Origin of the sequence: Haladaptatus sp. CMSO5, from assembly GCF_036689885.1 — an archaeon.
Lineage (GTDB): Archaea > Halobacteriota > Halobacteria > Halobacteriales > Halococcaceae > QDMS2.
The window spans coordinates 851,147-877,486 of sequence record NZ_JBAHVW010000001.1 but is presented as its reverse complement, the minus strand read 5'-3'; the positions used below and the strand labels follow the sequence as shown (position 1 = coordinate 877,486).

The following is a 26,340-nucleotide window of genomic DNA, read 5'->3' as shown; positions in this document are numbered from 1 at the left end:
CCACTTGAGTGCAGGTGACTGCGCGGACGGGACGCGACTACACTCGAACCCACTCTTGGAGCGTGAAGTCATCGTACGTCGTCTCAGATTCGAGCGTCCACTCGTCTTCGTCCCACTCGGGATAGTACGCATCACCCTCGTACTCGCCGGGTACGCGGCTCAGCACCATCCGGTCGAGATGGGGTTGAAACAGCTCGTAGATTTTCCCGCCGCCGATGACGTACACCGTCTCGTCACCGAGCGATTCTGCAATATTGAGAGCCTCATCGACCGTGTGTGCAAGGTGTGCCGTCTCAACGTCGAACTCGCGCTCGCTTCGACTCAACACGATTTGGGCCGTGCCTGGCAAGTCCTCGCGCATCGAGTCGAACGTCTTGCGACCGAGGATGATGGGATGGGCTGCGATGCGGGCGCGGTACTGCTGTTTGTCCTCGGGGATGCTCTCCCACGGAATCTCCCCGTCTTTGCCGATGACGCGGTTCTCTGCGAGGGCAGCGACCGAAACGAGTTCCATAGCGGTGAGTGGAGCAGCATGGCAAAAAAGCGTATGCGAAGCCCGCCGACCGTCTCTCACCGGACGAATGGAGGAATGTTATTCATATAGACCGGTCGCATCCATACTTAGATACCAGATAGACATCCCAGCGAGGCAGTTCCTACTGGTATACTGAGTTTTAAGCCCGCCACTGGTAATCGAAGGAAATGGACGTTATCCACACAGCAATCTGGGTTTCTGACCTCGAAGCAACCCGAGCCTTCTTCGTAGACGCACTCGGGCTCGAAGAGAACTGGTCGTTCACACTCGACGGCATCGAGAACGTCTATATCGGAGGCGAACATGGGGAAATCCAATTCCGCTATGCCCCTGACCACGCCACGCCTTCCACAGATCGCAAGACCATCGACCATATCGCAGTTGCCGTCGACGACGTTGACGCCGAAACTGCGCGAATGGTAGATGAGACCGGCTGTGCGGTCATCGACGGCCCACTGACCGTGGACGTGGCAGACGCCCGCGTCTCATTCATAGAAGGCCCCGACGGCTATGTTGTCGAACTCGTCGAAGACATGAGCTGATCGGGTAAATCGGGGTCTCCGGTGGCTCATACCAAGCCATACTCTCATGAACATCCACTCGCAGTAGGGCGTTTCACCCGCAGCTTTATCGTCCGTCTGCGACAGTCACTGACATGGCAAATCCACCGTCACACGTGGCAATCATTGGTGCGGGCAATATGGGCGCTGGGCTCTCGGTTCAATTTGCACGTCACGGGACGTCGACAACGCTCATCGACCACCGGCAATCGAATCTCGACACGGCCCGCGAGTCGGTCACGGATGCACTCACCTTTCTGCAGAGAGAGGGCTTGTTGGCAGGAGACCACGCGACCATCCGTGAATTGATTGACTACACACTTGAGACAGCCACTGGCGTTGCCGACGCAAACCTCGTGTTGGAGACGGTATCCGAAAGTCGCGAGGTCAAGCGGGAGGTGCTTGAAACCGTCGCCTCAGCCGCCCCCGACGATGCAATTCTCGCGTCCAACACGTCGGGGATTCCGATTACCGAACTCGGCGAGTTCGTTCCCAATCCCGAGCGACTTGTCGGCTGCCACTGGTGGAACCCACCCTACTTGCTCCCGCTCGTCGAGGTTGTTCGAGGCGAGCAGACAGCCGCTGAAACCGTCGCTCGAACAGTGGACTACGTTGAGGCAGTCGGACGCGACCCAATCGTCGTCGAGCGGGACGTTCCCGGCTTCGTCTGGAACCGAATCCAGTTCGCGGTTCTCCGAGAGTGCACCCATCTGGTCGCAGAAGGGGTCGCCTCGCTCGACGACGTAGAGCGTGCGGTACGAGATGGCTACGCCCTCAGAACCGCCGCCGTTGGCCCGTTCGAGACCGCAGACCTCTCTGGAGTAGACCTGTTCCGCGATATTGCCAATAACCTGTACCCAGAGCTATCCACTGCCACTGAAGCCGGGCCCGTGTTCGAAGACCGCATTGCAACGGGCGATACCGGCGTCGCTTCTGGCGCAGGCTTCCACACCTACGAAGAGTCACTCGCCGAAGCAATCCAGCGCCGTGACGAACGCGTTGCAGCCATTCAGCGTGCACGCAACGAAACCAGCGGACGTGAAGATTAAGTGACGAATGAGTGTGTACTGAAGGAGTTGGGTTGATAGTTAGGAACGATGTGCGCCTCACCGTCGTTGCAAAATTGATGGGCTCTGCAGGATTTGAACCCCAGTCGCTCACTGCGTTCGCTCCTTACTGCAAATCCTTCGGGATAGATGATTCTCCGCTCACAGTGTTCGCGGAAGAATCATGGGCCCTACAGGATTTGAACCAGAGCAAGATTCGCTCCACTCATCTTGCAGGATACAAATCTGCAGTACATCATTTTCGACCCTCACAATAGTTCGGGCACTCAAATGGGCCCTGCAGGATTTGAACCAGCGCTCACCCGGTTATGAGCCGGGCGCTTTAACCAGACTAAGCTAAGGGCCCTCTGTTGGCCAATTTTCTCGTCTGCGTATTTAGACTATCGCTTGCGATGGCAGGATTGGTTGTAACCACGAGAGTTGAAACCCCGTGTCGAATTTTTCAAAAGCAACTCTCTGTAGTGTTCGGAACAGGAGTTCCTCACGGGTTGAGAGTTAAAGAAGCGCCGTCGCCAGGGCTCGAATCCACTCGCTCGAGATGCTCGCTCGTTATTCGAGCCTGTCGAGTTTCGTGGTCACCACTCTCAGGAATAACGCGGAGATAAAACTCCGCGTCGGGTTGAGAGTGGGAAAAGCGCCGTCGCCAGGGCTCGAACCTGGGACCACCTCGTGTCTGCGGCCCACAGAAGAACTGCGAACCTTAACAGCGAGGTGCTCTACCATCTGAGCTACGACGGCTTACGACTGCGTTTTCTGGTAGTGGGAGTTGCATGATATGGCTTTCGTTTTTTCCCTCGCATCGACACGCTTTCACTACCCCGCCGTCAATCCATTTCAATGACCGAGCGAGACGAATACGAGCGGGTGTTCAAGGGCGTCCGGGAGTGGGTCGAACCCGACGCAGACGAACAGGCCCGGCTTCGGGCTGCAGCCGACGCACTCCTCGACCGCACGCAGGACGCCATCGACAACCTCGCCGTCGAGGCCGACACCGTCCTCGTCGGTAGCACCGCCCGCGGGACGTGGATTAGCGGCGACCGAGACATCGACGTGTTCGTCCGTTTCCCTGCCGACCTCCCCCGCGAGAAGCTCGAACGACTGGGGCTTCAGATTGGCTCGGAGGTGCTCCCGGGCGGCCACGAGGAGTACGCAGAACATCCCTACACGAAAGGTGAGTTCGACGGCTTCAGCGTCGACCTCGTTCCGTGTTACGACGTGCCGACGGCGTCTGATATCAAGTCGGCCGTTGACCGAACGCCGTTTCACACCGCGTATCTCTACGACCACCTGACGCCAGAACTCGAGGGCGACGTGCGCCTTGCAAAACAGTTTCTGAAGGGCATCGGCGTCTACGGCAGCGATTTGCGGACGGAGGGCTTCTCCGGGTATCTCACCGAGCTCTTGATTCTCGAATACGGGAGTCTACTCGCGTTGCTCGAAGCGGCCGCCGACTGGAAACCGCCGGTGAAATTCGACCCCGAGAGCCACGGCCAACGCAGCTTCACCGACCCGCTCGTCGTCATCGACCCGACCGACCCACTTCGCAACGTCGCGGCGGCCGTCTCCCCCGACAACGTCGCCCGCCTCCAACACTATGCTCGGGCGTTCCTTGCTGACCCGAGCGAAGAATTGTTCGTCGCCACCGCCCCCGACCCGTTCACAGAAGACCAGGTTCGAACGACCATCGAGCGTCGTGAAACCGTCCCGGTCGCCGTCCGCTTCGAGACGCCGGACATCGTCGAAGACCAGCTCTACCCGCAGTTGCGCAAATCTATCAATGGCATGGCAAGCGAGTTGAACCGCCGCGGATTCGACGTCCTCCGGTCGGCCACGTTCGCAGCCGACACGGCGGTGCTGTTCGCTGAACTCGAAGTCGCCACTCGACCCGCTGTCGAACGCCACGAAGGCCCACCCGTCCACGTCAAAGCACACGCAGCGGGCTTCTTCGAGAAGTACGCAGACGACCCTGCCGTGTTCGGGCCGTTCGTAGACGGCGACCGCTACGTCGTCGAACGCGACCGGGAGTTTACGACGGCGAAAGCGTTTCTAGAGAGTGACGCGCTCTTCGACGTCGCGCTCGGGGCAACCGTCCAACGACACATAGAACAGGAGTACGACGTGCTCGTTGGCGACGAGGTGGCCACGCTCGCCGCCGAGTTTGGCGAAGCGCTCGCGCGCTACTTCTCGCCAAGACCGTGAGCCTTCACGGCCTGGTCGATGATGAGTTTGGCGCGCGCTGACGCGTCGCCCTCGGGTTCGACCGGTTCGCGCCCGTCGAACACCTCGTGTACCATCGTGATGCTTTCTGCGAGCGTGTCGAGCCCGTAGCCACCTTCGAGGACGAAACCGAGTGCGGCATCCAAGTCAGAGGCAAGCGTTCGAACCCGGTCGGTGAGCACGCCGTAGCCTTCCGTCGAGACGCGCATTCGGGAGATGGGGTCGTGTTCGTGGGCGTCGAATCCCGCACTCACGAGCAGTAGGTCTGGTTTGAACTCGGTGAGGGCGGGGACGAGCAACTGCTCGAATGCACCGGCGTACTCTGCATCGCCGCTTCCAGACGGAAGCGGAGCGTTGAGGGTCGTGCCCTTGCCGTCGCCTTCACCGACTTCTTCGACTTCTCCAGTGCCGGGGTACAATCCGGCTTCGTGAAACGACGAGTAGTGGACATCGCCGCGGTCGTAGAAGATGTCCTGGGTGCCGTTGCCGTGGTGGACGTCCCAGTCGAAGATAGCCACCCGGGAGGCGTCACCGCTGTCGAGTGCTGCCTGGGCGGCGACGGCGGCGTTGTTGATGAAACAAAAGCCCATCGCGTTGTCGTAGACGGCGTGGTGACCCGGTGGGCGGCCAATCGAGAACGGCGTATTCCGGCCGTCTTCGCCGTCGAGGGCGGCACGCGCGGCCCATTCTGCGAGGCCGGCGCTCTCGAGGGCGGCGTCCCACGTCGCTTCGACGGCGATGGTGTCGGGGTCCCACTCGCCGCCGCCATCGGCACAAAACTGCTTGACGCGGTCTATGTAGTCGTCGTCGTGGACGGCGCGGACGGCGGCTTCTGAGGCGGGGTCAGCCTCGATGTACGAGACGCCGTGTTGTTTTGCGAGCCCGCGGCGAATCGCGCGGAGACGGTCTGGACTCTCGGGATGGCGAACCCCCGTGTCGTGGTCCAGACAGACCTCGCTGTAGCCAAATTTCATTCAAAGAGTTCGAAATAGGTCTGGATGTCTTCTGCCTTGATGGTGCGGCGGTTTGCGTGGCGGGCGAGCGTCGCGGCGGCGAGCGCGATGTTCTCTGCGTAGTCTTCAAGGATGTCGGCAAGCGCGATGCGCGCGTCCATCGCCACGCGATATTTGTTGTCGATGCGGAGGCGTGCAATGCGGTCTACGGGTGCAATCGGCAGGGTCAGCGAATCCTTGTCGATGGCCTGTTCGACACCGAAATCCTGTGCCATCAGGGTTTTTCGACCATCCGCCGTCGCGTGCTCTGCCGCGTCAATCGCGAGCATCGCACCGTGTCCTTGAATCCGGCGCGCAAGCTCTTCTGCGGCGTCAGCGCTCACGCGAAGGGAGCCAGCATTGCGGCGTATGATGGTGTCTACCGGGGCGAACGGTAGCTCTACACTCATACCACAGAAGGGGTTTGAGTGCCCCATAAGAGTTTCCGTCGGTCACGCTACAGGGCGTTGCGTCGCTTAGAAGATGTCTGTGGCGTTGAGACGGCCGTCTTGCAATTGACCACGAACTGTAATCTCTTGGCCGAGCTGGACGGTCTGGGAGGTTTCGACGCTCATGGTCTCTTTGCCATCGTCGAGGACGACCGGGTTCCCGGCTTGGACGACTGTCCCGGTGAACTCGACCGTTTCGCCGTCTGTGTCGTCAGACTCGCCGTCGTCAGTATCGGGTTTGTTACCGTTTGCGAACGCAGAGAGTCCCGTGTCTTTGGCGTCGTCTGAAGAACTGGTTTCGACCTCGCGGTCGGTGTCTTGTGTGACTGAGATGGTCGTCCGCCAGCCAGCCGAGGCCTCCATGTCCTCTTGCCAACCGTCTTTGATTTCCACGTCCGCGAGGTGAACCTCGTCGCCGGGGCCAATCTCGTAATCGGCTTTGTCGCCCCAGAGTGCGACGCGGATGTCGCCCGTGGCGTCTTGGACGCGGATGTTCCGAACCTGCCCCTCGGAGCCGTCGTCGCGGTCGAACGTGCGCTTTGGGTCCGCAGACCGGACGACGCCGCCGATGTCCGCGTTCATGCCGATTTCGAGGTCAGCGATTGGCGTGGACTCGGGGACGTACTCGATGTCTTCGTCGATTTCTTCGACCTTGCCGCGGCTGCCGACGTGGAGTTCTAAGCTGCCGTCGCGCTCGCGAACGTAGCCATCGACGATTTCGACCGACACGCCAGCGCTGAGTTCTTCGGCGCGATTAGCCTGCTCGTCCCAGAGCGTGATTCGGATGCGGCCGGTCGGGTCGCCAAGCGTGAGGTTCGAGACGCGTCCCTCGGAGCCGTCGTCACGCGAGAACGTGCGGACGGTGCCGGTGTCGAGCACTTTACCCTGCAGGTTCACGTCGGAGAGACCGAGTGAGAGTTTCTCGATGGTATGGGTGTCGAGCACCTCGACGTCGATATCGACCTCGTCGTCGGGTTCTGCTTGGTCGACGCTGACTTCGACGCCGTTGAAGCCCTCTTTCGGACGGCCTTTGATGCGCAACACGGTGCCGACTTCGAGCTGGTCGCTCGCGATGGCCTCTGCCTGCTCGTCCCAGAAACTGATGCGGATGCTCCCGGTTTCGTCTGCGACTTCGACGTTGATGACGCGGCCGTCTTCGTCCTCGCCGTCGCGCTCGAAGGTGCGCAGGTCCCCGATTTTCATGACCTTCGCGAGGAACTTGACCTCGTCTTGGCCGGGCTTGATGTCCGCGATGCCCTCGACCTCGCCGTCCGCGAGTTCGTGCGCGATGAGCATGGCTGCCGTTTCCTCGTCTGCAAGCCCGCCCATCTGCTCGACCTTTGCAGCCACTGCTTCTCGAAACTCCTCCTCTGAGACGTCGGCCTCAAGGTCCCCATAGATGTCCTCAATATCGCCCATAATCGTACAATTCACCAAGTTATGGCCGCGCTTAAGCGTTGTCGTTGGCCGAGTAGACGCCTCTCGTCTGCCGATTTCGTTGGGTCACAATTCGGGTGCATGACGCACACTTGTGCCGCCTTCTGTCTTGAACCTATGCCGACTGCGATGCGCGGGCGACTTCGTGGTCTTCGCCGCCCGTAGTGTGGGTCACGACCACGGTTTCCGGCAACCCATTTTCGAAGCCAATCGACGCTTGGTACTGAATCTCCTGAATGCACTGGGCGCACATCGCGTCCTCGTCTGGTTGCTCGGTAACGACGTGGATGTTCAGAGTATCGGACTCGCCGTCGTAGGTCGCGGAATCAAGTTTCCCGGTATAACACGCGCTCGGGCCGAAGATGGTGCCCGAGACCTGCACCTGTGACTGGTCTGGCTGAAACGAAACATTTGCCTTGCTCACCTCGTTGCCACAGTCTTCAGACACCACCGTGAACGACTTGTTCGTGAGCGTGGGTGATTGTTCGGTCGGTGAGTCGTCGGTCGTCGTCTCGCCACCAGTTCCGGGATTCGTCGAACTTACACAACCTGCAACCCCTGCAACGCCGCCAACCGCGACGGACGTGAGGAATGTTCGCCGGTTCATACCAGCACGTAATCCGCATGTAATAAAGGTCGTTTGGTAGGTTCAAACGGCTCTTTCACCTATCGGACAACCGGGCGCGCGAGTGAGTCACACCCGCGAAATCGACGGACGGGAGAAGGGCGAGAATCGTAACCCCTTTAACTCCGCCGGGGGTACGTGTAGATGAGTCCTGATAGGGTAGTGGACTATCCTCCTGGCTTGCGGAGCCAGGGACCGGAGTTCAAATCTCCGTCAGGACGCTTCATTTCATTCAGCGCCCTGACTTGCCTTACGCTCGCGTTTGCTCGCGTAAGACTCCGTCAGGACGTTTCTGTCGAGCACAATAGCGAGGAGCGACGCAATTGTTGATTTTCATTGGTTATTGCTCACTCGAAACGGGCGAATCACCAGTGTACAACAAGTACCCAAGCACGACGAGGAGGACCACTTGGACGGCCTTGTCGAATACGCCAATGGTAAAGTACGGCATTCCAGCAAGTAGCCAGATGGCGATTTGTCCGGCGACGAAGGGGATGCCGATTGCGTAGACGAGGCGGCGATAGATGTTCAAGAACATGGCGAGAATCGCGGCGAAGAAGATGATTCCCGCGAACAGGAACGGCAGCGTTCCGTTAAGCGTGTAGACGTAGACGTGGACGAGACCGGTTATCGCGGCGAGGGCGGCGGTGGCCCAGTGAAGCCAGGTGAGCGAGTCCATGCGGAAGCCAAAGCCCTCCTGTGAGAGGGTACGGGATGGTTGGGTTGCCATGCGGTGTCTGGAGTAGATTCTCTCGCCCAGCACATTGCTATAGTAGCGTTAATCGCGAACGACCGGGCGACTCTGGCTGCCCACTCAGCGTGACGATGACCCGGCAAATCGCCTGCAGCGCGCCCGATTGGAAGGAGTATCACGCCAATGTTGCAAAGTCTGAATGTCTGGGCAGAGGCCACACAACTATTTGTAACGGAAGTGCCTACTCCCGGCCACGGGGAAGGGGATATGACCAACCAATCAGAGACGCGACTCGAATTATACGTCCGCTCGCTCGCACCCGGTGTCGCGCGCGAGCAACAAGACCGCGTTATCGCGCAGCTAAAGAACCTCAAAGACGCCGCCGCCATCGACGACTACACCATCGAAGTCTGGGGCAAGGAAGTGTGTGCCACCACTGAAGCCGCCCGCACCGACACGGGCAAGCAGGTGCTCGAAAAAATCGCGGAGTTCGAGCAGTGGGCAGCGCAAAACGACCGGTCGCTGTCGTCGGTGTTCGAAGTCCAAGAAATCGATTCGACCATCACGGGCGACCAGTACACGAGCATCGTCCTCCCACTCATGGTGCTTGCAGAGTATCACGACGACGACCTCGTAGGGGTTGCACCGTGTGCCTACGAAGGTGCACCCGTGACGATAGACGAAATTCTGGCGACGCTCGATGAGCAAACCGACCGTCCCTTAATCGCAGCCGGGCACGCGGGTCAGTAGCGACACTTTTCCGTCTCGCTCGCGTCTTTTGCGTATGGATGACAGCCTCAGAGCAGGCATCGCCATCTACAACGCAGGCGAGTTCCACGCCGCCCACGACGCCTGGGAAGACGAATGGCTCGAACTCGAACCCGGCAGCGACGACGAGCGCCTGCTCCACGGGCTGATTCAGTTCACCGCCGCCGTTCACCACGCCACACGCGAGAACTGGGAGGGAATGGCGGGGCTGGTCGCAAGCGCACGCGAGTATCTCACGGCCCTCCCTGCAGACTACCGCCGCGTGAACGTCGAGGAGGTTCGAGCCTACCTAGCGAAATTAGAGACGTCACCGAGAAGCATCGACCTCGATGCACCGTTGGTGGTGACCTACGACGGGGAGCCGTGTCAGCTCCACCACCTCGACTTCCCCGCCGCCGCCATCGCCGCGCGTATCCTGGCCGACGAGTTGGGGTACGATGACGACATCGTCGCACAGGCCGTCGCCTACGCGAGCGAAGCAATCGAGAAAAACGAGACGAATCAGTTCATCACGCTCGTCATGGACTTCGCTGCAAACGAGACGAACCGGCCTCTCGTGTTCGAGCGGCTCAGCCAGCACGTCGCCCAGCGGAACGCAAAAGTACGCGACGTTGAAGGCCTGTTCGATTAGTCGTCGAAGTGCGCGGAGTTGTCCTGTGGCTCGTAGCCGAGCACCTCTTTCGCGCGCTCAATGGAGTAGTATTTTCGGTCGTTGTCGGAGATACCGTAGACGATTTCGTAGTCGTAGTCGGCCTCGACACACCGGTCGAACAGGTGCGCACAGTCACGGTACGAGAGCCACATCGCCTGCCCACGCTCGTAGTCGATTGGCGGGTGGTCTTTGGTGAGATTGCCGATGCGCACGCACACCACGTCGATGTCGTAGTGGTCGTGGTAGTACCGGCCAAGCACCTCACCAGAGGCCTTGCTGACGCCGTAGAGGTTGCTCGGGCGGGGGAGTTCCGTCCCGTCGAGGCGGAACTCGTCGTGGGTGCGGTAGATGTCGGGTTTTCGCTCGTCGGTCTCGAATGCGCCGACCGCGTGGTTCGAGGAGGCGAAGGCGAACTTCTCTACGCCCGCGTCCACGGCCGCTTCGAGGATTGTCTGTGTGCCGTCGATGTTGTTCTGTAAGACGCTGTCCCAAGGAGCCTCGGGGCGGGGGTCGCCCGCGAGATGGATGATTGCGCCGACGCCGTCGACTGCCTCTCGGATAGCCTCTTCATCCGTGATGTCGGCGACGACGTACTCGTGGTCGACCTCGCCGGTAGGGGGTTCGCGGTCGAGGAGTCGCCACTCGTACTTGTCGGCAATGCCGCCCAGGATGGCCGTGCCGACGCGGCCCGCAGCGCCCGTGAGTAAGACCGGGTCGTCCATTCAGATGCATCTCCGGGCGGGGACAGTAAGTAACGTGCGATTCAGAAAAGCCGTCTGCAGATTAGGCGAGCCGCGCGAACGCCAGCGTGCCAGAGATGTTTTCGATGTAGATGTTCACCACGTCGCCCTCCTGTGCGCCGGGGACGAAGATGGTGTATTTGCCTTTCTCAGCGACGCCGTCGCCCTTGCGGCCGGTGTCGGTGATTTTGACTTCGTACGTTTTGCCCTCTTCTAAGACGGCACGATTCTGCGTCGTGGTGGTCTTCGTGCGCTTTGCAACCGGACGGAAGGCACCACACGCCTCACAGCGGAGCATCTGGGTGCGCCCTTCCATCGTGAGGCGGGTGTCGGGGAGGCCACACTCAGAGCAGATGACGAACTCTTCCATGTAGCTCTCGATGGCTGCCTCGAAGTCAGAGGCCGAAAACGACCCGTTGTAACGCGCCCAGTTCTCGTCGATTTGGCCGTTGGTACCGAACTCGCGCTGGATGGCGCTGTGGAGGTGTTCTGGCTTGCGCGAGAGGGCGTCCGCAATCGCATTCAGGTTTGTCAGGCGGGTGAAGGCCCCGTCTTTTTGCGCCTGCGCGTCTGGCACGCGAAGTCGGTCTTCGCTGCCCCGGAAGTCGGGCACAGACTCCATGGCCCGATCTAAGCTGGCTTCGTAGTCCATGGTCGGAAAAGGAGTTGGGGGCGTAAAGGAGTTGCGTGATTGGTTATCGCGCGGTGGCACACGAAGAGGTAAACTGCTCGCACACCGAGACACAGCCATGGAACCGACCGACGCAGAGACGGCCTGTTTCGAGGCGGGCATCAAGTTCGGCACGCTGTACCACCAGTTCGCGGGCACACCGGTTAGCCCCGAGAGCGCAGACAGCCTCGCACGCGCGATGGAGGAAGCTATCTTGAACCAGCCTCACTGCGAGGACGTGACGGTTGACATCCGCAAAGCCGACCTCGCGGCAGCCATCGACCACGGCTACACCGAACTCACGGGCAAGTTCATGGATGTGGAGATGCGCATCGCCTACGAGGGTGTCACCGTGCGCACGCGTATGGCGATGGAAGACGGCTATCCGATGATGCGCGTCGTCGATGTCGAGTGAAACCCCCCTCCTGCACGCGATTTTCACTTTCAGTTTCGGGCAATAGTATAAAAGGAATGCCAACGAATACCGTGCTATGAGTCAAGCGACGCTCAACGATGACGAACTGTTCGGCGAAGCGGCAAGCGAAATGCGGGCCGACGTCGAGTCGCATCTCCAGCAAGCATACGAGTCGCTCCCCGCCGCAGACGACGTGTGGGACGTGGAAGCCGAGAACACCCTCGGCGTGCTCAACTCCCTGCGCTCTGCGCTGAACCCCGGCGACGCAGAAGAACACCTGCGTAACGCCAAGAAGTGGTACACGATGGGCGTGCGTGCGGACGCCTTCGAGGACGCAGACGACTTAGAAGAGCAAATCGAGGAACTCACCGAACTCATCGAGGACATCGAAGACGCCCACGAGAAGGTCGGCGGCCTCACCTCGACGATTCCAAAGCTCCGCAAATCGCTCGAAGCGATGGGCGAGGAAGCCGAGGCGGACGACGAGGAAGAAGACGAAGAGGAAGAATAACTATCGGTGGGCGGGCCGCGACACGTCTCGCTCGCTGACTGCCTCTAACAGCTTTGCAAGCGCCGCTCCGGCGTCCGCGAGCAGCGCCTCGCCACGCTTTGCGTCGCCTGCACTCGGGTCACCGACCACGCCGTTTTCTGTGAATTCAGCCGAATCCACCGCGAGGTTTACGCGACTCGTCCAGTCGCCCCACCGTTCTGCTGCGCCTTCGCGGGCTTCCTCAATGCGGTCTTCGTGGACGAGGTCAGGGTTGGTGTGGCGGAGCAGGGCGGTTTCGAGCGGCCCGCCGTGGCCCATCTCGCTGTTTCCGGTGAACCACGTGAAGGGGACGGCGAACGCGTCGTCGTGGCGGGTGATGGTCTGGCAGATTTCTGCGAGCGCGTTGATGTTGCCGCCGTGGCCGTTCACAATGACAACGCGATCCCACCCGTGAGAGGCGAGGCTCTGGACGGTTTCACGCACGTACTGGCGGAAGGTGTCGTCTGAGACCCAGAGCGTGCCCGTGAACTGGCGGTGTTCTTCGGCGATACCGACGGGGATGGTCGGGGCGACGACCACCTCATCGTCGTAGGCCTCTTCGCCGGCGGCGGCGACGGCCTCTGCGGTGAGGATGTCGGTTCCGAGTGGGGCGTGTGGCCCGTGCTGTTCGGTGCTGCCGACGGGCAGCAATGCGAGAGTTGTGTCGAGGGCGTCTGCGTCCGTCCACGTTTCCTCGGCGAGGTACATGGCTGACCCATGTGCCTGCCTGACCTTAATGTGTCAGTCTGTGGATTCGGTTCGCGCCTGTCTGCGGGCGGCGCGCTCGATGAACTCCTCGGGGAGGGAGTCGATTTCACCGGCTTGGACGCCCCAGAGGTGGGCGTAGAGGCCGTCTGCGGCGAGCAGGTCGTCGTGGGAGCCGCGTTCGACGATTTTCCCGGCTTCGAGCACCACGATTTGGTCTGCGTCCTTGATGGTCGAGAGGCGGTGGGCGATGGCGAACGTCGTCCGGTCTGCGGTGAGTTTGTCGAGGCTGCGCTGGATGAGCATCTCCGTCTCGGTGTCCACGTCGCTCGTTGCCTCGTCTAAGATGAGGATGTCCGGGTCGCGGAGGATGGCACGGGCGATGGCGATGCGCTGGCGTTGCCCTCCAGAGAGTTTCACGCCACGTTCGCCGACCATCGTGTCGTAGCCCTCCGGAAGGTTCTGGATGAAATCGTGGGCTTCTGCGGCTTTCGCGGCTTCGATTATTTCCTCGTCAGTCGCGTCGAAGGTGCCGTAGGCGATGTTCTCCATGACCGTCCCGTAGAACAGGAACGTGTCCTGACTGACGTAGCCAATCGAGTTGCGGAGACTGGAGAGGGTCACGTCGCGGATGTCGGTGTCGTCCACCGTGATGGCTCCCTCGTCTACGTCGTACATCCGGAGGAGGAGTTTGAGGAAGGTCGATTTGCCTGCACCGGTTGGGCCGACGAGCGCGAGGGTTTCGCCGCCCGCCACGTCCACGGACACGTCTTCGAGGATGGTGTCCTCGCCGTAGCCGAAGGTGACGTGGTCGTAGGCGACGCTGCCGTCTTCGATGTCGAGGTCGATGGCGTCGGGTGCCTGCTCGATGCGCGCGGGTTCGTCCATCAGCCCGAAGATGCGGGCGCTGGAGGCGCGGGCGCGCTGGTACATGTTGATGATCTGCCCGAACTGGGCCATCGGCCAGATGAACCGCTGGGTGTAGATGATGAACGCGACGAACTGCCCGGCGCTCAGTGTGCCAGAGAGCGGGCCGGGCGGCCCGTTGAGCACCCAGAGGCCGCCAACAGTGAACGTGATGACGAAGCCGATGCCGGCGAGGACGCGGAGGGCAGGGAAGAACTTGATTCGCGTCGTGATGGCGTCCCAGTTGGCGTCGAAGTAGTCCATCGACACGTCATCGACGCGGTCGGATTCGTAGGGTTCGGTGTTGCTCGCCTTGATGACTTGGATGCCGCCGAGATTGTTTTCGAGCCGTGAGTTCACTTTCCCGACCGACGAGCGCACGTCTGCGTATTTCGGCTGGATGATGTTGACGAACTTGTAGGTGAAAAACGCGATTGCGGGCACCGGAACGAGCGCGATGACGGCGAGTTGCCAGTTCATCGCAAACAGGATGATTGCGATGCCGACGACCATCACCGAGAGGCGGAACGCGGAGTTCATCCCGTCGTTCAAGAATCGCTCTAAGCGGTTGACGTCGTTCGAGAGGATGGACATCATCTCGCCGGTCTGTTTGTCGGCGAAGAAGTCCATGTTCAGCCGCTGCATCTTGTCGTAGGTGTCGGTGCGGATGGCGTGTTGGATGTTCTGGGCGAAGTCGTTCCATCCCCAGTTGCGGAGCCAGTGGAAGCCAGCGCCGCCGAAGAAGGAGACGCCGATGATCCCAGCCGAAAACCACAACTGGCCAGTACGGGTGGTCGGCAGCCACGCATCGGGGACGAGCCAGAGGTTAAACGATGCCGTCTGGAAGAAGATGGCGTCGATGGCGACGGCGAGGATGAGTGGGGGCAAGAGGTCTAAAACACGAGCGACAACACTTCCGAAAAGGCCGACGGCAAACGAGCGTTTGTTAGAACTACCGTACTGCGTGAACAGACGCAACATCGGGTTCTCGACGCGTTCGCGCTGGGCTTCGAAGGGGTCGTCCTCGTCTGCGGGGACGTCCATTGCCCTGAATCATGGGAGGGAGACGGAAAAGGATATTCCCAGTCACTCACTGACAGTGACCGTATCACCGACCGAAACGCCGTGGTCGGTCGTCCAGCCCCGGTTCACTTCGAGGATGTACTGCCCCGTGCCGGGATAGCGCGTGAGGTCGCTGTTGTTGGTTCCCTCGGGTGGGACGGGCGCGTGGTAGATTTTGGTAATCGTCCCGTTCGCATCGACGAAAATGATGTCGAGCGGGAAGTCCATATCCCGCATGACGAAGGTGTGTTCCCCCTCCGAGTCGTAGGTGAACAACATTCCCTCATCTGCGGGCATCGAGGTGGTGTTCGAGAGTCCGGTGTAGCGTTTGGCTGGCGTATCTGCGATGCGGGCGGTGACGACGCCGAGCTGCTGGCCGCTTTCGTCGGTGACCGTCACCTCCGTCCAGTTGTAGTCGCTGTCTGCGGGCGGGGCGGGTGGGCCGATGAGCCCGAAATTGAACGCGAGAAGGGCGACAACCCCGATGATGAGAAACGGGATTGGGCCTTTGAGGAGGGTTCGAGCCGAGAGGTCCATGGCTGTGAGGAGGCGCGGCCACCCGGTAAGGGTTCCGGACGAGAAAGTAACTGTTATTCTTGGGCAGTGGTTTGGTTGGGGTGCGGGCTCGTGGTCTAGTTGGTTATGACGTGGCCTTTACAAGGCCGAGGTCGGTGGTTCGAATCCGCCCGAGCCCATTAATTTCTGCGTCGCTCACTTTCGAGCGACGCGTATTCATGACGGTCGGCGGATTCTTGAACCCTGCAAGGCGAACGGAGTGAGTCTTGCTTTGGTTCGAATCCGCCCGAGCCCATCTTTCTTGTCGCGAGCAAACCCGCGAGCGACAGAACTCTGAAGCGAGGGCGATTCAATCAGACCAGACGCACGGAGCGTAAGCGAGTACGTCTGGGCGTGGTTCGAATCCGCCCGAGCCCACTCAATTCTGGCGCTGCTACTTTCAGCAGCGCCGGTTGTGTAACGCGAGGGCGATTCGGAGTAGAGAACGAGTGAGCGAAGCGAGTGAAGTTCGTGTGGTCCGAATCCGCCCGATTCGACACACACCAGCCCGATCCCACTCAAAAAACAAGTTCTGCACATCTGTCCCAAACCTGTGTGTTAACAATTAACTCTTACTTTCGTGATAGACAAGGTAAAAGATTATGTTGTCAGAGAGGTAATGGTAAAGTGGCCTAACTGGAGGGCCCCCAAAATCCAGTGTGGAGTCATTTGTAAGCGAATGAGTCCACTTTCCCCCAGGGTCGCTGATGCTCCCCCACTTGCATCAGCGGTCCCCCATCTGTTTACTACTCAAGAGAGAAATCGCTACGCTCAAACGGTGTGGCGGTGGATTTGCTGTTGTTTCACACGTTGATTGAGTGACGTTTTTGCCCAATTTCTGTTGTTTTATCGCCTTAGCGCGTTCATAATAAACACACTCAGCCACTGAGTTGTGTCTACACCGCTATGTCAACACAGGCTGCAGTGTTTGGAACTTTACTCGTCCTCCTTTCTACAACAGCGGGTGGGACCGTGATCGGGGGCGCGCAGGCTGAGGTCGTGACAATCGACGAATGTCAGACGATTTCTGCCGGTGGGGAGTACCGACTTGGACAAAACATCTCGAACGAGGGCCGCGAGGCGTGTCTGCAGGTGACCGCGAGCGACGTGTCCATCGACGGGGCAGGGTACACGATTGACGGCCCGGCACAGGGTGCGGCAATCCTCGTCGAGGGCGAGGGGACGCTCACCGACGTGACCATTGAGAACCTCTCGGTCCAACGGCGCAGTGGTGGCATCCAGCTCCACGGCGTCGATGGCGGGGCCGTGCAGGACCTCACACTCAAACACGGTGACGTGACCGGAGCAATCTACCTCGATAACACGACGGACGTGACGGTTGGGAACAACGACATCTCCCACAGCATGTTCGGCATCGTGCTCAACAACGCAGACGAGAACACGGTGGTCGGAAACGACTTCAGCGAGAACCACCTCGCTCAGGAGACGCTCGTCGTTGACGATTCGTCCAACAACGACATCAAGAACAACGTGTTCGTGGAGGGAACGGTCGACGTGCGGCCCGATGCCCCCGGGAACGCCATCGTCGGGAACACCTTCCGGACGGACGGCAGAATCTACCAGAGCACGGCGTTTCTCATCCGGAGCGATAACAACGTAGTTGCAGACAACAGCATCAAGAACGTCGAAACCGGGATTGCCGTCACTGGTTCGAACAACTACGTCCACGACAACCACATCATCGGCGCGACCGAGTTTGCCATCACCGCGAGTGCAACCGGCCAGACCATAGAAGAGAACACGCTGGTCGGAAGCGGCGAGGGCATCGACATGGCGGGCGGCGGCATCCAGCTCAACGGCGGCGACCACGTCGTAAAGCGGAACATCCTCACCGACAACGTCCACGGTATCGAAGTGCGTTCGGTCAGTGATTCGATGACCATCGAGCGCAACCGATTTGCCAGTAACAACATCGGCATCGAAATCCACGAGACGGCACTCTGTGGCGCGGGCGGCGAGGGCGCAGAACTCGTCGAGATTCACGAGAACGATCTCGTCAATAGCCACGCCTACGGTGTCGTGAACCACGACAGCGACGTGGTCGATGCGACGAACAACTACTGGGGGTCGTCTGACGGCGTCTCCTCGCACGAAAGTGCCGCAGGAACGGTCGTCGACCCCGTGAGCGGCACGGAAGCAGACGGCTCCGGTGACGCCGTCTCCGCGCGCCGTGGGACGAACACCGCCAGTGTGCAGTTCGACGGCTGGCTCGAATCGCCGGTTTTCGACGCCACCGCTGAGGCGTAAATCGGTCACTTCGTCTGTCAATTTAGTAACCAGATAATAAGGTGCCGTGTCCAGAGTTGTTTGTGTGGCTACCTATGCCACGAAGTACACGGCGCACGATTCTGAAAGCACTTGGCCTCACCGCAGGTGTCGCCGGAATCGGCAGCGCAAATGCCCTCTTGACTCGCGCAGACGAACACGCATCGACGGGGTGGAGCACGTTTCAGTACGACGCAGGGAACACTGGCTTCGTTCCCGATTCTCTTGACCTCAACTATCCAATAGCCAATTCGACGGTCGAAATCGACCCGAAAAACGACGAACGCCCCGCAATCGTTGACGGCGTCGCGTACGTTGCTGGCTTCGACATTCAAGCAACGGACCTCGAAACTGGCGAACTCCTCTGGGAACAGTCGTACGACAGCGCCACCCACCAAATCGGTTCGGACAAATCACCGACCGTTTCCGACGACACGCTCATCCTGAGCGGTGGCGGCGTCGTCTCTGCGCTCTCGACGCAGGACGGTAGTGTTCTGTGGCAGTTCGACACCGGCGAAGAAGACACCTCCTCGACGACGGTCGTCGATGGAACCGTCTACTTCACGACCGACACAGGCTGGTGTTACGCGCTGGCACTCGAAGACGGCTCACGAGTGTGGTCCTACGAGACCGGTGGCAGCATTGGCACCGACAGTTCCTACGGTATCCCGAGCGTCGAGGCGGGACTCGTGTTCATCGCCACGACGCTCGGCGTGTTCGCCTTAGACGCAGAAACCGGCGAGATGCAGTGGAACAAGGCAGTGAGTTTCGTCGCGCCGGTTGCCTCAGATGGTGCACTCTTTCTCGCCGCGGACGAAGAACTCGTTTCAGTCGATGCAACCACGGGAGAAGAACGCTGGCGAGTGACCGTCGATGACGATGTCAGTGTGCCGCCTGTCGTCTCTGACGGAGGTGTGTTCGTCCGCCGACAGAGTGGTGCTGTCGACGGCTACGACGCGGCTGATGGGTCACTCAGATGGAGCATCGAACTCCTCGAAGATTACCGTGTGCCGATGACCGGGGCCGGAGACACGCTCTACGTCCCATCCGGAGCAGACCTCTATCAGCAACTCGTCGCCATTGATACGGAGACTGGTGAGGAGCGATGGCGGTACTACGTGACCGATATGGAGGTGTACAATCCGTACGGGCTGTTCATCGACGATGGAACGCCGTACTTCCTCTCACATTACAACTATCTGTACGAACTCGTCGAAGGGCCACGCTCGCTCGACTGGCGATTTTTCCTCGGCGAACACGACTATGGGAATCCGGACCCCTATCTGTTCACCGTCAGCGAACCGCTCGTCGCAAGCGAATACGGCGTGTACACCTCGCAAGGAATCGCCGTCGAAGCAGAGAAAGGCGGCCCACACTGGGAAGGAAAGGGCGGGAAGCTCGAAGTGGACGACGGTGCGTACTACACTGCACTCGGGAGGGGGCTAACCGCCCTCGACTTCATCACTGACGACGGCCTCTTCGGCCGGCAAGACAACCAGCGCTGGCAACAACTCTTCGAGAAAAATCTCACGACGGCACCGCTCTCTGACGGCTCGATGGTGTACGCCGGGTCGGAGTTCAAAGATCAAGCTGCCTCGCTCTACGCGGTTGATGCAACCACGGGCGAACAGCAATGGGAGTTCACCGGAAAGAGTTGTCCCGGGATGGCGACGGTCGAAGCCGACCCCGTCTTCCTCGGAGAGACGGTGCTCGCCGGGACGAGCGACGCGCTCTGGGCGCTCGACCGCGCCGAGGGAGGCGTCGCGTGGGTCGCAAACACGACCGTTTCGCAACTCGCTTCGAACGCCACGCACGCCTTCACCGCCGGTGACGGGATGCTCACATCCTTCGACGACGCTGGTGAATCCGTGTGGGAGACGATGGTCGCCGGCACCGTCTCCGGACTCGCCGCGACCGAAACGCACGTCTTCGCGACGATTGCCCCGGCTGAACAGGTGACACAACTCGCCGCCTTCGACGCCGCAACCGGCGAACGGCTGTGGGCGTACACCCCTGTCGAAGAAATTCTCACCGAACCACTCGCCACTGACGCCACAGTCTACGTCGGCGCTGGAAATACGATTCGCGCACTCAACCCAGAGGACGGCACCGAGCGCCGCCAGTACGACGCACAAGCCGAGATTTCGGTCACCCCGGCGCTGACCGACACCGCGCTCTACGTCGCGACCGAAGCCGGATACATCTACAAATTCGAGCGAACTGAGTAAACCGGCAGGTGACACCGCCGGAAGCGATATGTGCCACCACACCCCATTCTGTGCAATGGCAAAATCGTGTCCGAAGTGCAGCGGCTACGTCAAATCCGCGGGCGGGACTGACTATGAGTGCGTAGAGTGTGGAACAACCTTTGATGTGGCCGACCTGTTTTTGCCCTGACTCTGCCGCCGCCTTTCGAAATCCTTTTTTGTGCCGTCACCCTCCGTCCGATTGCACACAAGCGACGTGCGCCGCCTTAGCTCAGCCTGGGAGAGCACTCGACTGAAGATCGGGCTGTCCCCGGTTCAAATCCGGGAGGCGGCATTTTCTGATTTCAACACCTCCAGCGAGGCGTCTCGTCGCCGAGCAACTCGGTTGAAATCTGTAACTGCGAACCGAGCGGATTTGAGCCAGACGAGTCGCAGCGGCGAGTGAAACGAGGCGACCATCTCGACATGGTTCACAATCCGGGAGGCGGCATTTTCTACGGCCGACAACACGAACGAGCGAAGCGAGCGAGCTGTCGGCCATGAACATTCTATCCGAGCCGATTTGAAGCAGGGAGCGAGCAGTGCGAGCGACCGAGGTTCACAATCCGGGAGGCGGCACCACAGCCCCGAAAGTCCACCCCGCCGCCTCACGTTTCCATCGCAACCGCCTGTTCTTGAAGATACGCCCGAAAGCCCTCAAAGGCGTTCAACCCAACCAACAGCACGGCGACTAGCCCGACAAGCGTGAGCGGGACGATTTCAGGCGCGAGAAACGCCATGAGTACCAATAGAGCGGTTGCAGTCAATCGCACGGCGAGTACGTGGTCGTGGGGTGGTTCGGGTGTGGTTCGGTGGACGAGGCTGGTGCCGAGGAGGAAGATGGCGACACCACCGGCGACGGCGGCGGTGGCGCTCGGTTCGAGTGTGTGGCTCTCGATTGCGGCTTCGATGGCGAGTGCGATGCCGACGCCGGTGGTGATGATGCCAATGAACACGACGATGTGGCCGATGACGTGGGCGAACGACACTTCGCGCTCGCGCGACCACGCGCCCGAGTTCGTCCGGTACATCCGGTCTACGAACCACTCGTCTACGTGGCGGAAGTAGGTCCACCAGAACGAGACGGCGATGAGAAAGCCAGCGATTGCAGTGAGCGCAGAGCCGACGGCCCAGTCGGTGCCAGAGGTGCCAACCGCGACGGCGAGGACGGTTTCACCGAGCACGAGGATGGTAAACAGGCCAAGCCGTTCTGAGAAGTGCGAGGTGGGTCGGGGGATGGTTTCGAGGCCGACGTAGCCTCGGACGGTCACGACGATGCTCACGACGAACGAGAGACCCCAAATTGCAAAGCGAGTGGGTTCAGGGAAGAACAGCGAGACCGCCCAGACGCTTGCGCTGAGTGTGGTCGAGCCAATGACGAACGCGGAGAACTGCCGATACTCGGGGACGTTGAGCCACACGCGAAAGTACATCCCGATGTAGAGGGTGCGCAAGAGCAGGTAGGCGAGGGCGAAGGCGAACGACCCGCCGTGAAGCGCGCTGGGAATCGTCCCCGTGAGGACGATGACGCCGAACATGACGGCGACCATCCCGACCCGGTGGACGATGTCGTCGGTATCGAACTGATCTGCGTAGGTTGAGAATCCGAGCCACGTCCACCAGACGATGACGAAGAGGCCAGCAAAGCCGAGAAAACCCGTGAGCGAATGGTCTTCGTGGAGCAGGCCGCCGAGTTCTGCGACGGCGACGACGTACACGAGGTCGAAAAACAGTTCTAACCACGTCGCATGGCGGTCACCTTCTCGGGTGTAGAGCGTCGGCGGACGTCTGGCTGCCCGCAGGAAACGCGTCGAGTGGTGGACAACCCCCATGCTGTCGCGTCCGCGGACTGGTGGCTCTCCGCGTGCCTCCCCCACGCCGTCTGTTGCCGTTCTCTCAACCACCAGTTCCCTCCCGCGTTTCGACGCCGAACACCGAATGCGTCGCTCTAGAACTACGCTGGGGTGCAGAATAAAGCCGCTAGCGCGGGCGAGGGGTGCGACGACCCGGCCGAGATGCAGTCGTTGTCGAACGAGACTGGCTCCAGAGATTTCGACTGGCCACAAGCGGTAACCGTCGCACGCAAGAATCCACAGGCATGCAAACCTCGACACTCATCTTGGCGTTTGGCGTGGGATTGTTCGTGCTGCCGATTCCGGGGACGTTCATCGGCGGCGCACTGGTGTTGCTCGTTGGCCTACTCGTTCGGTGGCTTGGAAACTAACACGGGTGAAAAGCGAGGCGGGAGATACCGAAAATTAGGGTGGGAATCAGCGAAGCGAGATGTCGATGCTTTTGGTCTGCATGTAGTGGTAGACGGTCTCTCGAGCGCGCTCGCGGCCGATGCCGGACTGTTTATAGCCGCCAAACGGCATCCCGTCTGGGAAGTCGTTGTACTGGTTGACCCAGACCGTGCCTGCCTGCAGGTCGCGGGCAGCTTTGTTTGCGTTCGTGAGGTCGTCGGTCACGACCCCGGCGGCGAGGCCGTAGTCCACGTCGTTTGCGAGCGCCATCATCTCGTCGTAGTCGTCCCACTCGAACACTTCGAGGACGGGGCCGAAGATTTCCTCTTGGACGGCCTCGTGGTCGTGGTCGAGATTCGTGATGAGCGTCGGCGAGACGAAGCTGCCCGCGGCGAGCGCGTCGTCGTCCGGTGCAGCGCCGCCCGTGAGGATGGTCGCACCCGCCTCGCGGGCCTTCTCGACGTACGAAAGCGTGCGTTCTGCTTGCTCTTTCGAGACCTTCGGCCCCATGCGCGTGTCGTCAAGCAGTGGGTCGCCAAGGGCGAGGCCTTCTGCGATTTCGGTGAGTTTCTCCAAGAACTCCTCTGCGATATCTTTGTGGACGAACAGGCGCGAGCCTGCCGTACAGCACTCGCCGGTGTTGTAGAAGATGGCGATGTTCGTAATCGCAACCGCCTTTTTCAGGTTGGCGTCGGGGAAGATGACGAGCGGGCTCTTGCCGCCGAGTTCGAGCGTGACGTCTGCGACGCGGTCTGCGGCGTTTTTCATGACCTGCTTGCCGATTTCGGTCGAACCGGTGAAGGCGAGTTTGCGCACGTCCGGGTGCGTGGTGAGCGGTTCGCCCGCGTCGGGGCCGAATCCGGTGACGACGTTCACGACGCCGTCGGGGAGCACGTCGTCGATTTCGGCCATCAGCTTGAGCGCGGTGAGCGGCGTCTCCTCTGCTGGCTTGAGGACGATGGTGTTGCCCGCGGCGAGCGCGGGAGCGAGTTTCCACGACGCCATCAGGAGTGGGAAGTTCCACGGAATGATTTGGCCGACGACGCCAAAGGGCTCGTGGACGGTCTGAATCTGACGCGGGCCGTCGGACGGGACGGTTTCGCCTTCGAGCGAGCGCGTCACGCCCGCAAAGTAGCGAAAGTGTTCTGCGGCGAGGTAGACGTCTGCACGGGCTTCGTTGATGGGTTTGCCGTTGTCGAGCGTTTCGAGTTGTGCGAACGCCTCGCGGTTGGCCGAGATGCGGTCTGCGATGGTTTCGAGCAGTTTCTGGCGTTTGGCGGGACCGGTCTGTTTCCACTCTTCGTCGAAGGCAGTCTGGGCGGCGCTCACGGCGCGGTCTACGTCGGCTGCGTTTCCGGCTTGGATATCTGCGAGCACCTCGCCGGTGGTCGGGTCGCGCGTCTCGAACGTCTCGCCGGAGGCGCTTTCGACCCACTCGCCGCCGATGTAGAGGCCAAGTTGGTCTGGGACGACCTCCGCGGCCGTGTCGGCGTGGCGGTCGCTAATTGTCTGTCTGTCCTCTGGTACGTCTCCAGACTCAGTGGTCATCGTAGCTGGATATGGTCGGTCACCCGGCTTAAGTGTGAATCCGCACATGGGCGGAGAGAAACCAATTGTGGTTACACTTCGTCGGGTACGGCCTAGAATAGATAGAAAATGGTTACATCGTGTGTCGCGTAACCACGTCGCGAGCGCCACACCTCGATGAAACTGCCAAGACCAACAGAGTAGCGTGGCGAACTGACGAATACGCACAATATTTTGTAAAATTGCGCAAGTACGGGCAATAAGTAGTCATTTGTCGTCCGATAGTCGGTATATTTCTCATAGATTTTCAAATCTTGAAACTACATTCAGAAGACTTAACAGTGGCAAGTCCCTCGAACCAAAGGTAATGGCGAAAGGTAACGTTGATTTCTTCAACGACACAGGCGGTTACGGTTTCATCAAGACGGACGACGCAGACGACGACGTGTTCTTCCACATGGAAGACATCGGCGGCCCAGACCTCGAAGAAGGGCAGGAAGTGGAGTTCGACATCGAGCAGGCCGACAAGGGTCCCCGCGCAACGAACCTGGAGCGTCTGTAATCATGGCGAAAGGTAAAGTCGACTTCTTCAACGACACCGGCGGCTACGGTTTCATCAAGACGGACGACGCAGACGACGACGTATTCTTCCACATGGAAGACGTCGGCGGTCCTGACCTCGAAGAAGGAACCGAAGTCGAGTTCGACATCGAGCAGGCCGACAAAGGCCCTCGCGCGAAGAACGTCACCCGCCTGTAAGTCGGGTTTCTCGTTCAGCAACTAACTAAACTTTCTCAGAGTATTTTACGGTCAAGAGCGCCGCGTGCAGAAATAGAGAGACGCATCCACAGTATGCCCGGCGAGTGACCGCCACACAAACTTACTTCCCTCACTCCTTCGAGGGTGAACCATGGCATCAGCTGTCGAAGACTACCTCGAAATCAGTCAGCTCAAACACGAATACTGCTATCTCATCGACGACCACGAGTACGACGCGTGGGTCTCGTTGTACACCGAAGACGGCTCCTTTGGGCGCGCCGGTGACGACCGTGCAGAAGGCGTAGAGGGGCTCCAGTACTTCGCAAACCAGATTTTCGACGAAATGTACGAGCAGACCGCCCACCTGCTGATGAATCCCGTCATCAACGTGGCGGGCGACGAGGCGACCGGTCGCTGGTACGTGTTGCTCATGTACACCGATAGCGAGGGCGAACAACGATGGATGCAGGGGCGCTACGAAGACGAGTTCGAGCGCGTCGACGGCGAGTGGAAGCTGTCTGCGGCGACCGTCGTGCCGCTGGCTAGTGGGTCGCTCTAACCAAAAAATACTCGCGGGACTAGCTTCCCGAAAGGTGTTCACCGATTTGCTCGAACTCTTGCATGAACGTATCCATGTCGTAGTGCTGTGCGTGCAATATGGCGCTGTAGCGGGCCGTGTAGCTCGCAAGCGTGAAGAGTTCAGCCATTTCGGCTTCGGTCGCACCATTCATCTCCGCGGCACCCTTGTGGAACGCCTGACAGTACGGACATTTAATGTTGGCTGCGACTGCAAGACCGATCAGTTCACGATACTTTGCTGGGATCTCCGTCTCCTCGACGGCATATCGCTTGAAAGTAGGCCATTCTGCGATAACATCGTCTTCTGGCAGAGCTTTGAACCACCCCGGTACGATGCCGAGCGTCGCTTCGATGTCAGCGAGTGTTTCGTCGTACGATGGCCCCTGTTTGCCTGTTGTTGCCATGTGTTTTCCTCAGTTGTCGATACAGTGTGGGACCCAATTGTCGGAGAGAGTCACACACAGGACAATCCACCCCACGGTGATCCGGTCTGTTCAGACGATCACCATAGAAACGTACGTTCGATAGGGGGAAAGTTGTACCCCTACCCACTGGAAAAACGGATATTCACGAAGTGGTGTGGCTCAGTCGTCCGTCTCGGTCATGCGGACGGTGAGACAGGGAACCAACGAACTGCGGACGACTTTTTCGGTAACACTCCCGAGGAGATAGCGGCCGAGTCCTTTCCGTCCGTGGGTTCCCATCACGACGAGATCGATGTCGTTGTCGTCGATGTAGCGTAAGATTTCGCGGTGGGGCGACCCACTCTCGATGGTCGTTTCGGTGACGATGCCCGCTTCGACTGCTTGGTCGTTTATCTCCGCGAGGGCGTTCTTGCCGTTTTCTTTGAGGGTGTCGATGATGAGGCCCACGTCCACTTCCGGGGCGAACGCTGCGGTGTCGATGACGTAAAGGGCGTGGAGCGTCGCGTCGTAGGTCGCAGCGAGGTCGAGCGCCTGCTCGATGGCTTTTTGCGTCCCAGCACTCCCGTCAGTGGGGAGTAAAATGTTTTGGTACATACAGGAGTTACAACCGGTGGGATAATAGTAGTACGCCCCGATTCCAGCGAAATAAGATTCACTTCAGGTAAAGGAACTCCTTTCAGGCGATTTTCCGCTTGCT

At 60.0% G+C, this 26,340-nt stretch carries 28 protein-coding genes and 5 tRNA genes; 16 read left to right on the top strand and 17 right to left on the bottom strand.

Translation table 11 applies throughout. From position 1 onward, the window contains the following. Positions 1-37: 37 nt before the first annotated feature. A complete protein-coding gene (locus V5N12_RS04750; RefSeq protein WP_332898001.1) occupies positions 38-514 on the bottom strand; it encodes a dihydrofolate reductase in 477 nt (158 codons plus the stop codon). 188 nt (positions 515-702) lie between these two features. On the opposite strand from V5N12_RS04750, the gene V5N12_RS04745 reads away from it, so the two are divergent. Together V5N12_RS04745 and V5N12_RS04740 are read left to right on the top strand one after the other, a co-directional pair. Further along, positions 703-1,077 (top strand): VOC family protein, encoded by a 375-nt coding sequence (locus tag V5N12_RS04745; RefSeq protein WP_332898000.1) that lies wholly within the window; start codon positions 703-705, stop codon positions 1,075-1,077. A gap of 113 nt (positions 1,078-1,190) precedes the next feature. Beyond that, on the top strand, positions 1,191-2,144 hold the full coding sequence (locus tag V5N12_RS04740; RefSeq protein WP_332897999.1) for a 3-hydroxyacyl-CoA dehydrogenase family protein: 954 nt from the start codon (positions 1,191-1,193) through the stop codon (positions 2,142-2,144). A gap of 289 nt (positions 2,145-2,433) precedes the next feature. Here V5N12_RS04740 and V5N12_RS04735 read toward each other — a convergent pair. Next, positions 2,434-2,508, bottom strand: a tRNA-Ile gene (locus tag V5N12_RS04735). Between the two features lie 289 nt (positions 2,509-2,797). After that, a tRNA-Asn gene (locus V5N12_RS04730) sits at positions 2,798-2,900 on the bottom strand. A gap of 99 nt (positions 2,901-2,999) precedes the next feature. On the opposite strand from V5N12_RS04730, the gene cca reads away from it, so the two are divergent. Continuing rightward, on the top strand, positions 3,000-4,361 hold the full coding sequence (gene cca, locus V5N12_RS04725) for a CCA tRNA nucleotidyltransferase (RefSeq protein WP_332897998.1): 1,362 nt from the start codon (positions 3,000-3,002) through the stop codon (positions 4,359-4,361). Here the strand turns inward: cca and V5N12_RS04720 are convergent. The 4 genes from V5N12_RS04720 to V5N12_RS04705 form a co-directional block, all read right to left on the bottom strand. Then, entirely contained in the window at positions 4,340-5,353 is a 1,014-nt protein-coding gene (locus V5N12_RS04720) for a histone deacetylase family protein (RefSeq protein ID WP_332897997.1), read from the bottom strand. The two genes, cca and V5N12_RS04720, sit on opposite strands and share 22 nt — an antisense overlap. Then, entirely contained in the window at positions 5,350-5,781 is a 432-nt protein-coding gene (locus tag V5N12_RS04715) for a histone family protein (RefSeq protein WP_332897996.1), read from the bottom strand. Before V5N12_RS04715 ends, V5N12_RS04720 begins: the two co-directional genes overlap by 4 nt. 66 nt (positions 5,782-5,847) lie before the next feature. Beyond that, positions 5,848-7,239: a single-stranded DNA binding protein gene (locus tag V5N12_RS04710; protein WP_332897995.1), complete on the bottom strand. Its 1,392-nt coding sequence runs from the start codon at positions 7,237-7,239 to the stop codon at positions 5,848-5,850. Positions 7,240-7,372: 133 nt separating this feature from the next. Continuing rightward, positions 7,373-7,864, bottom strand: a complete 492-nt coding sequence (locus tag V5N12_RS04705; protein WP_332897994.1) for a twin-arginine translocation signal domain-containing protein — start codon at positions 7,862-7,864, stop codon at positions 7,373-7,375. A gap of 166 nt (positions 7,865-8,030) precedes the next feature. Here V5N12_RS04705 and V5N12_RS04700 point away from each other — a divergent pair. After that, positions 8,031-8,103, top strand: a tRNA-Arg gene (locus tag V5N12_RS04700). 119 nt (positions 8,104-8,222) lie between these two features. Here V5N12_RS04700 and V5N12_RS04695 read toward each other — a convergent pair. Then, on the bottom strand, positions 8,223-8,612 hold the full coding sequence (locus V5N12_RS04695) for a hypothetical protein (protein ID WP_332897993.1): 390 nt from the start codon (positions 8,610-8,612) through the stop codon (positions 8,223-8,225). Between the two features lie 231 nt (positions 8,613-8,843). Here V5N12_RS04695 and V5N12_RS04690 point away from each other — a divergent pair, with 231 nt between their 5' ends. Continuing rightward, positions 8,844-9,326 (top strand): HTH domain-containing protein, encoded by a 483-nt coding sequence (locus tag V5N12_RS04690; protein WP_332897992.1) that lies wholly within the window; start codon positions 8,844-8,846, stop codon positions 9,324-9,326. A gap of 34 nt (positions 9,327-9,360) precedes the next feature. Next, positions 9,361-9,975, top strand: a complete 615-nt coding sequence (locus V5N12_RS04685) for a DUF309 domain-containing protein (protein WP_332897991.1) — start codon at positions 9,361-9,363, stop codon at positions 9,973-9,975. Here the strand turns inward: V5N12_RS04685 and azf are convergent. Continuing rightward, positions 9,972-10,718 carry an NAD-dependent glucose-6-phosphate dehydrogenase Azf gene (azf, locus tag V5N12_RS04680; protein WP_332897990.1) on the bottom strand — a complete coding sequence of 249 codons (747 nt, stop codon included), beginning with the start codon at positions 10,716-10,718 and terminating at the stop codon, positions 9,972-9,974. The genes V5N12_RS04685 and azf overlap by 4 nt on opposite strands. Before the next feature lie 61 nt (positions 10,719-10,779). Next, positions 10,780-11,388 (bottom strand): translation initiation factor IF-2 subunit beta, encoded by a 609-nt coding sequence (locus V5N12_RS04675; RefSeq protein ID WP_332897989.1) that lies wholly within the window; start codon positions 11,386-11,388, stop codon positions 10,780-10,782. Between the two features lie 97 nt (positions 11,389-11,485). Here V5N12_RS04675 and V5N12_RS04670 point away from each other — a divergent pair, with 97 nt between their 5' ends. Together V5N12_RS04670 and V5N12_RS04665 are read left to right on the top strand one after the other, a co-directional pair. Continuing rightward, positions 11,486-11,821, top strand: a complete 336-nt coding sequence (locus V5N12_RS04670) for a dihydroneopterin aldolase family protein (RefSeq protein WP_332897988.1) — start codon at positions 11,486-11,488, stop codon at positions 11,819-11,821. A 76-nt stretch (positions 11,822-11,897) separates the two neighbouring features. Beyond that, positions 11,898-12,332 carry a DUF5790 family protein gene (locus V5N12_RS04665; protein WP_332897987.1) on the top strand — a complete coding sequence of 145 codons (435 nt, stop codon included), beginning with the start codon at positions 11,898-11,900 and terminating at the stop codon, positions 12,330-12,332. Here the strand turns inward: V5N12_RS04665 and V5N12_RS04660 are convergent, their stop codons facing one another. The 3 genes from V5N12_RS04660 to V5N12_RS04650 are packed head-to-tail and all read right to left on the bottom strand — an operon-like array spanning position 12,333 to position 15,560. Then, a complete protein-coding gene (locus tag V5N12_RS04660) occupies positions 12,333-13,058 on the bottom strand; it encodes a creatininase family protein (protein WP_332897986.1) in 726 nt (241 codons plus the stop codon). It lies immediately after the preceding gene. 33 nt (positions 13,059-13,091) lie between these two features. Then, positions 13,092-15,005 carry an ABC transporter ATP-binding protein gene (locus V5N12_RS04655; RefSeq protein WP_332897985.1) on the bottom strand — a complete coding sequence of 638 codons (1,914 nt, stop codon included), beginning with the start codon at positions 15,003-15,005 and terminating at the stop codon, positions 13,092-13,094. Between the two features lie 42 nt (positions 15,006-15,047). Further along, a complete protein-coding gene (locus V5N12_RS04650; RefSeq protein WP_332897984.1) occupies positions 15,048-15,560 on the bottom strand; it encodes a DUF192 domain-containing protein in 513 nt (170 codons plus the stop codon). Between the two features lie 84 nt (positions 15,561-15,644). On the opposite strand from V5N12_RS04650, the gene V5N12_RS04645 reads away from it, so the two are divergent. From V5N12_RS04645 to V5N12_RS04630, 4 genes are all read left to right on the top strand, one after another. Further along, positions 15,645-15,718, top strand: a tRNA-Val gene (locus V5N12_RS04645). Positions 15,719-16,577: 859 nt separating this feature from the next. Beyond that, entirely contained in the window at positions 16,578-17,846 is a 1,269-nt protein-coding gene (locus V5N12_RS04640; protein WP_332897983.1) for a right-handed parallel beta-helix repeat-containing protein, read from the top strand. Positions 17,847-17,920: 74 nt separating this feature from the next. Next, the gene (locus V5N12_RS04635) at positions 17,921-20,092 is read left to right on the top strand and encodes an outer membrane protein assembly factor BamB family protein (RefSeq protein ID WP_332897982.1); all 2,172 of its coding nucleotides are present in this window, start codon (positions 17,921-17,923) and stop codon (positions 20,090-20,092) included. Between the two features lie 239 nt (positions 20,093-20,331). Next, positions 20,332-20,405: transfer RNA gene (locus tag V5N12_RS04630), tRNA-Phe, on the top strand. A gap of 313 nt (positions 20,406-20,718) precedes the next feature. Here V5N12_RS04630 and V5N12_RS04625 read toward each other — a convergent pair. Beyond that, a complete protein-coding gene (locus tag V5N12_RS04625) occupies positions 20,719-22,014 on the bottom strand; it encodes a low temperature requirement protein A (protein WP_332897981.1) in 1,296 nt (431 codons plus the stop codon). A gap of 194 nt (positions 22,015-22,208) precedes the next feature. Here V5N12_RS04625 and V5N12_RS04620 point away from each other — a divergent pair, with 194 nt between their 5' ends. After that, positions 22,209-22,334, top strand: a complete 126-nt coding sequence (locus V5N12_RS04620; protein ID WP_332897980.1) for a hypothetical protein — start codon at positions 22,209-22,211, stop codon at positions 22,332-22,334. Positions 22,335-22,380: 46 nt separating this feature from the next. On the opposite strand, the gene V5N12_RS04615 is transcribed toward V5N12_RS04620, so the two are convergent. After that, positions 22,381-23,901 (bottom strand): aldehyde dehydrogenase family protein, encoded by a 1,521-nt coding sequence (locus V5N12_RS04615; protein ID WP_332897979.1) that lies wholly within the window; start codon positions 23,899-23,901, stop codon positions 22,381-22,383. 346 nt (positions 23,902-24,247) lie between these two features. Between V5N12_RS04615 and V5N12_RS04610 the strand changes: the two genes are divergently transcribed. From V5N12_RS04610 to V5N12_RS04600, 3 genes are all read left to right on the top strand, one after another. Next, on the top strand, positions 24,248-24,442 hold the full coding sequence (locus tag V5N12_RS04610) for a cold-shock protein (protein WP_332897978.1): 195 nt from the start codon (positions 24,248-24,250) through the stop codon (positions 24,440-24,442). A 2-nt stretch (positions 24,443-24,444) separates the two neighbouring features. Then, complete coding sequence (locus V5N12_RS04605; protein WP_332897977.1) at positions 24,445-24,639, top strand: cold-shock protein; 195 nt, start codon at positions 24,445-24,447, stop codon at positions 24,637-24,639. 151 nt (positions 24,640-24,790) lie between these two features. Continuing rightward, a complete protein-coding gene (locus V5N12_RS04600) occupies positions 24,791-25,198 on the top strand; it encodes a nuclear transport factor 2 family protein (protein WP_332897976.1) in 408 nt (135 codons plus the stop codon). Between the two features lie 19 nt (positions 25,199-25,217). Here V5N12_RS04600 and V5N12_RS04595 read toward each other — a convergent pair whose 3' ends face one another. Both V5N12_RS04595 and V5N12_RS04590 read right to left on the bottom strand, forming a co-directional pair. Further along, positions 25,218-25,622, bottom strand: a complete 405-nt coding sequence (locus V5N12_RS04595) for a carboxymuconolactone decarboxylase family protein (protein ID WP_332897975.1) — start codon at positions 25,620-25,622, stop codon at positions 25,218-25,220. A 180-nt stretch (positions 25,623-25,802) separates the two neighbouring features. Then, complete coding sequence (locus V5N12_RS04590) at positions 25,803-26,237, bottom strand: universal stress protein (protein WP_332897974.1); 435 nt, start codon at positions 26,235-26,237, stop codon at positions 25,803-25,805. Between the last annotated feature and the right edge of the window lie 103 nt (positions 26,238-26,340).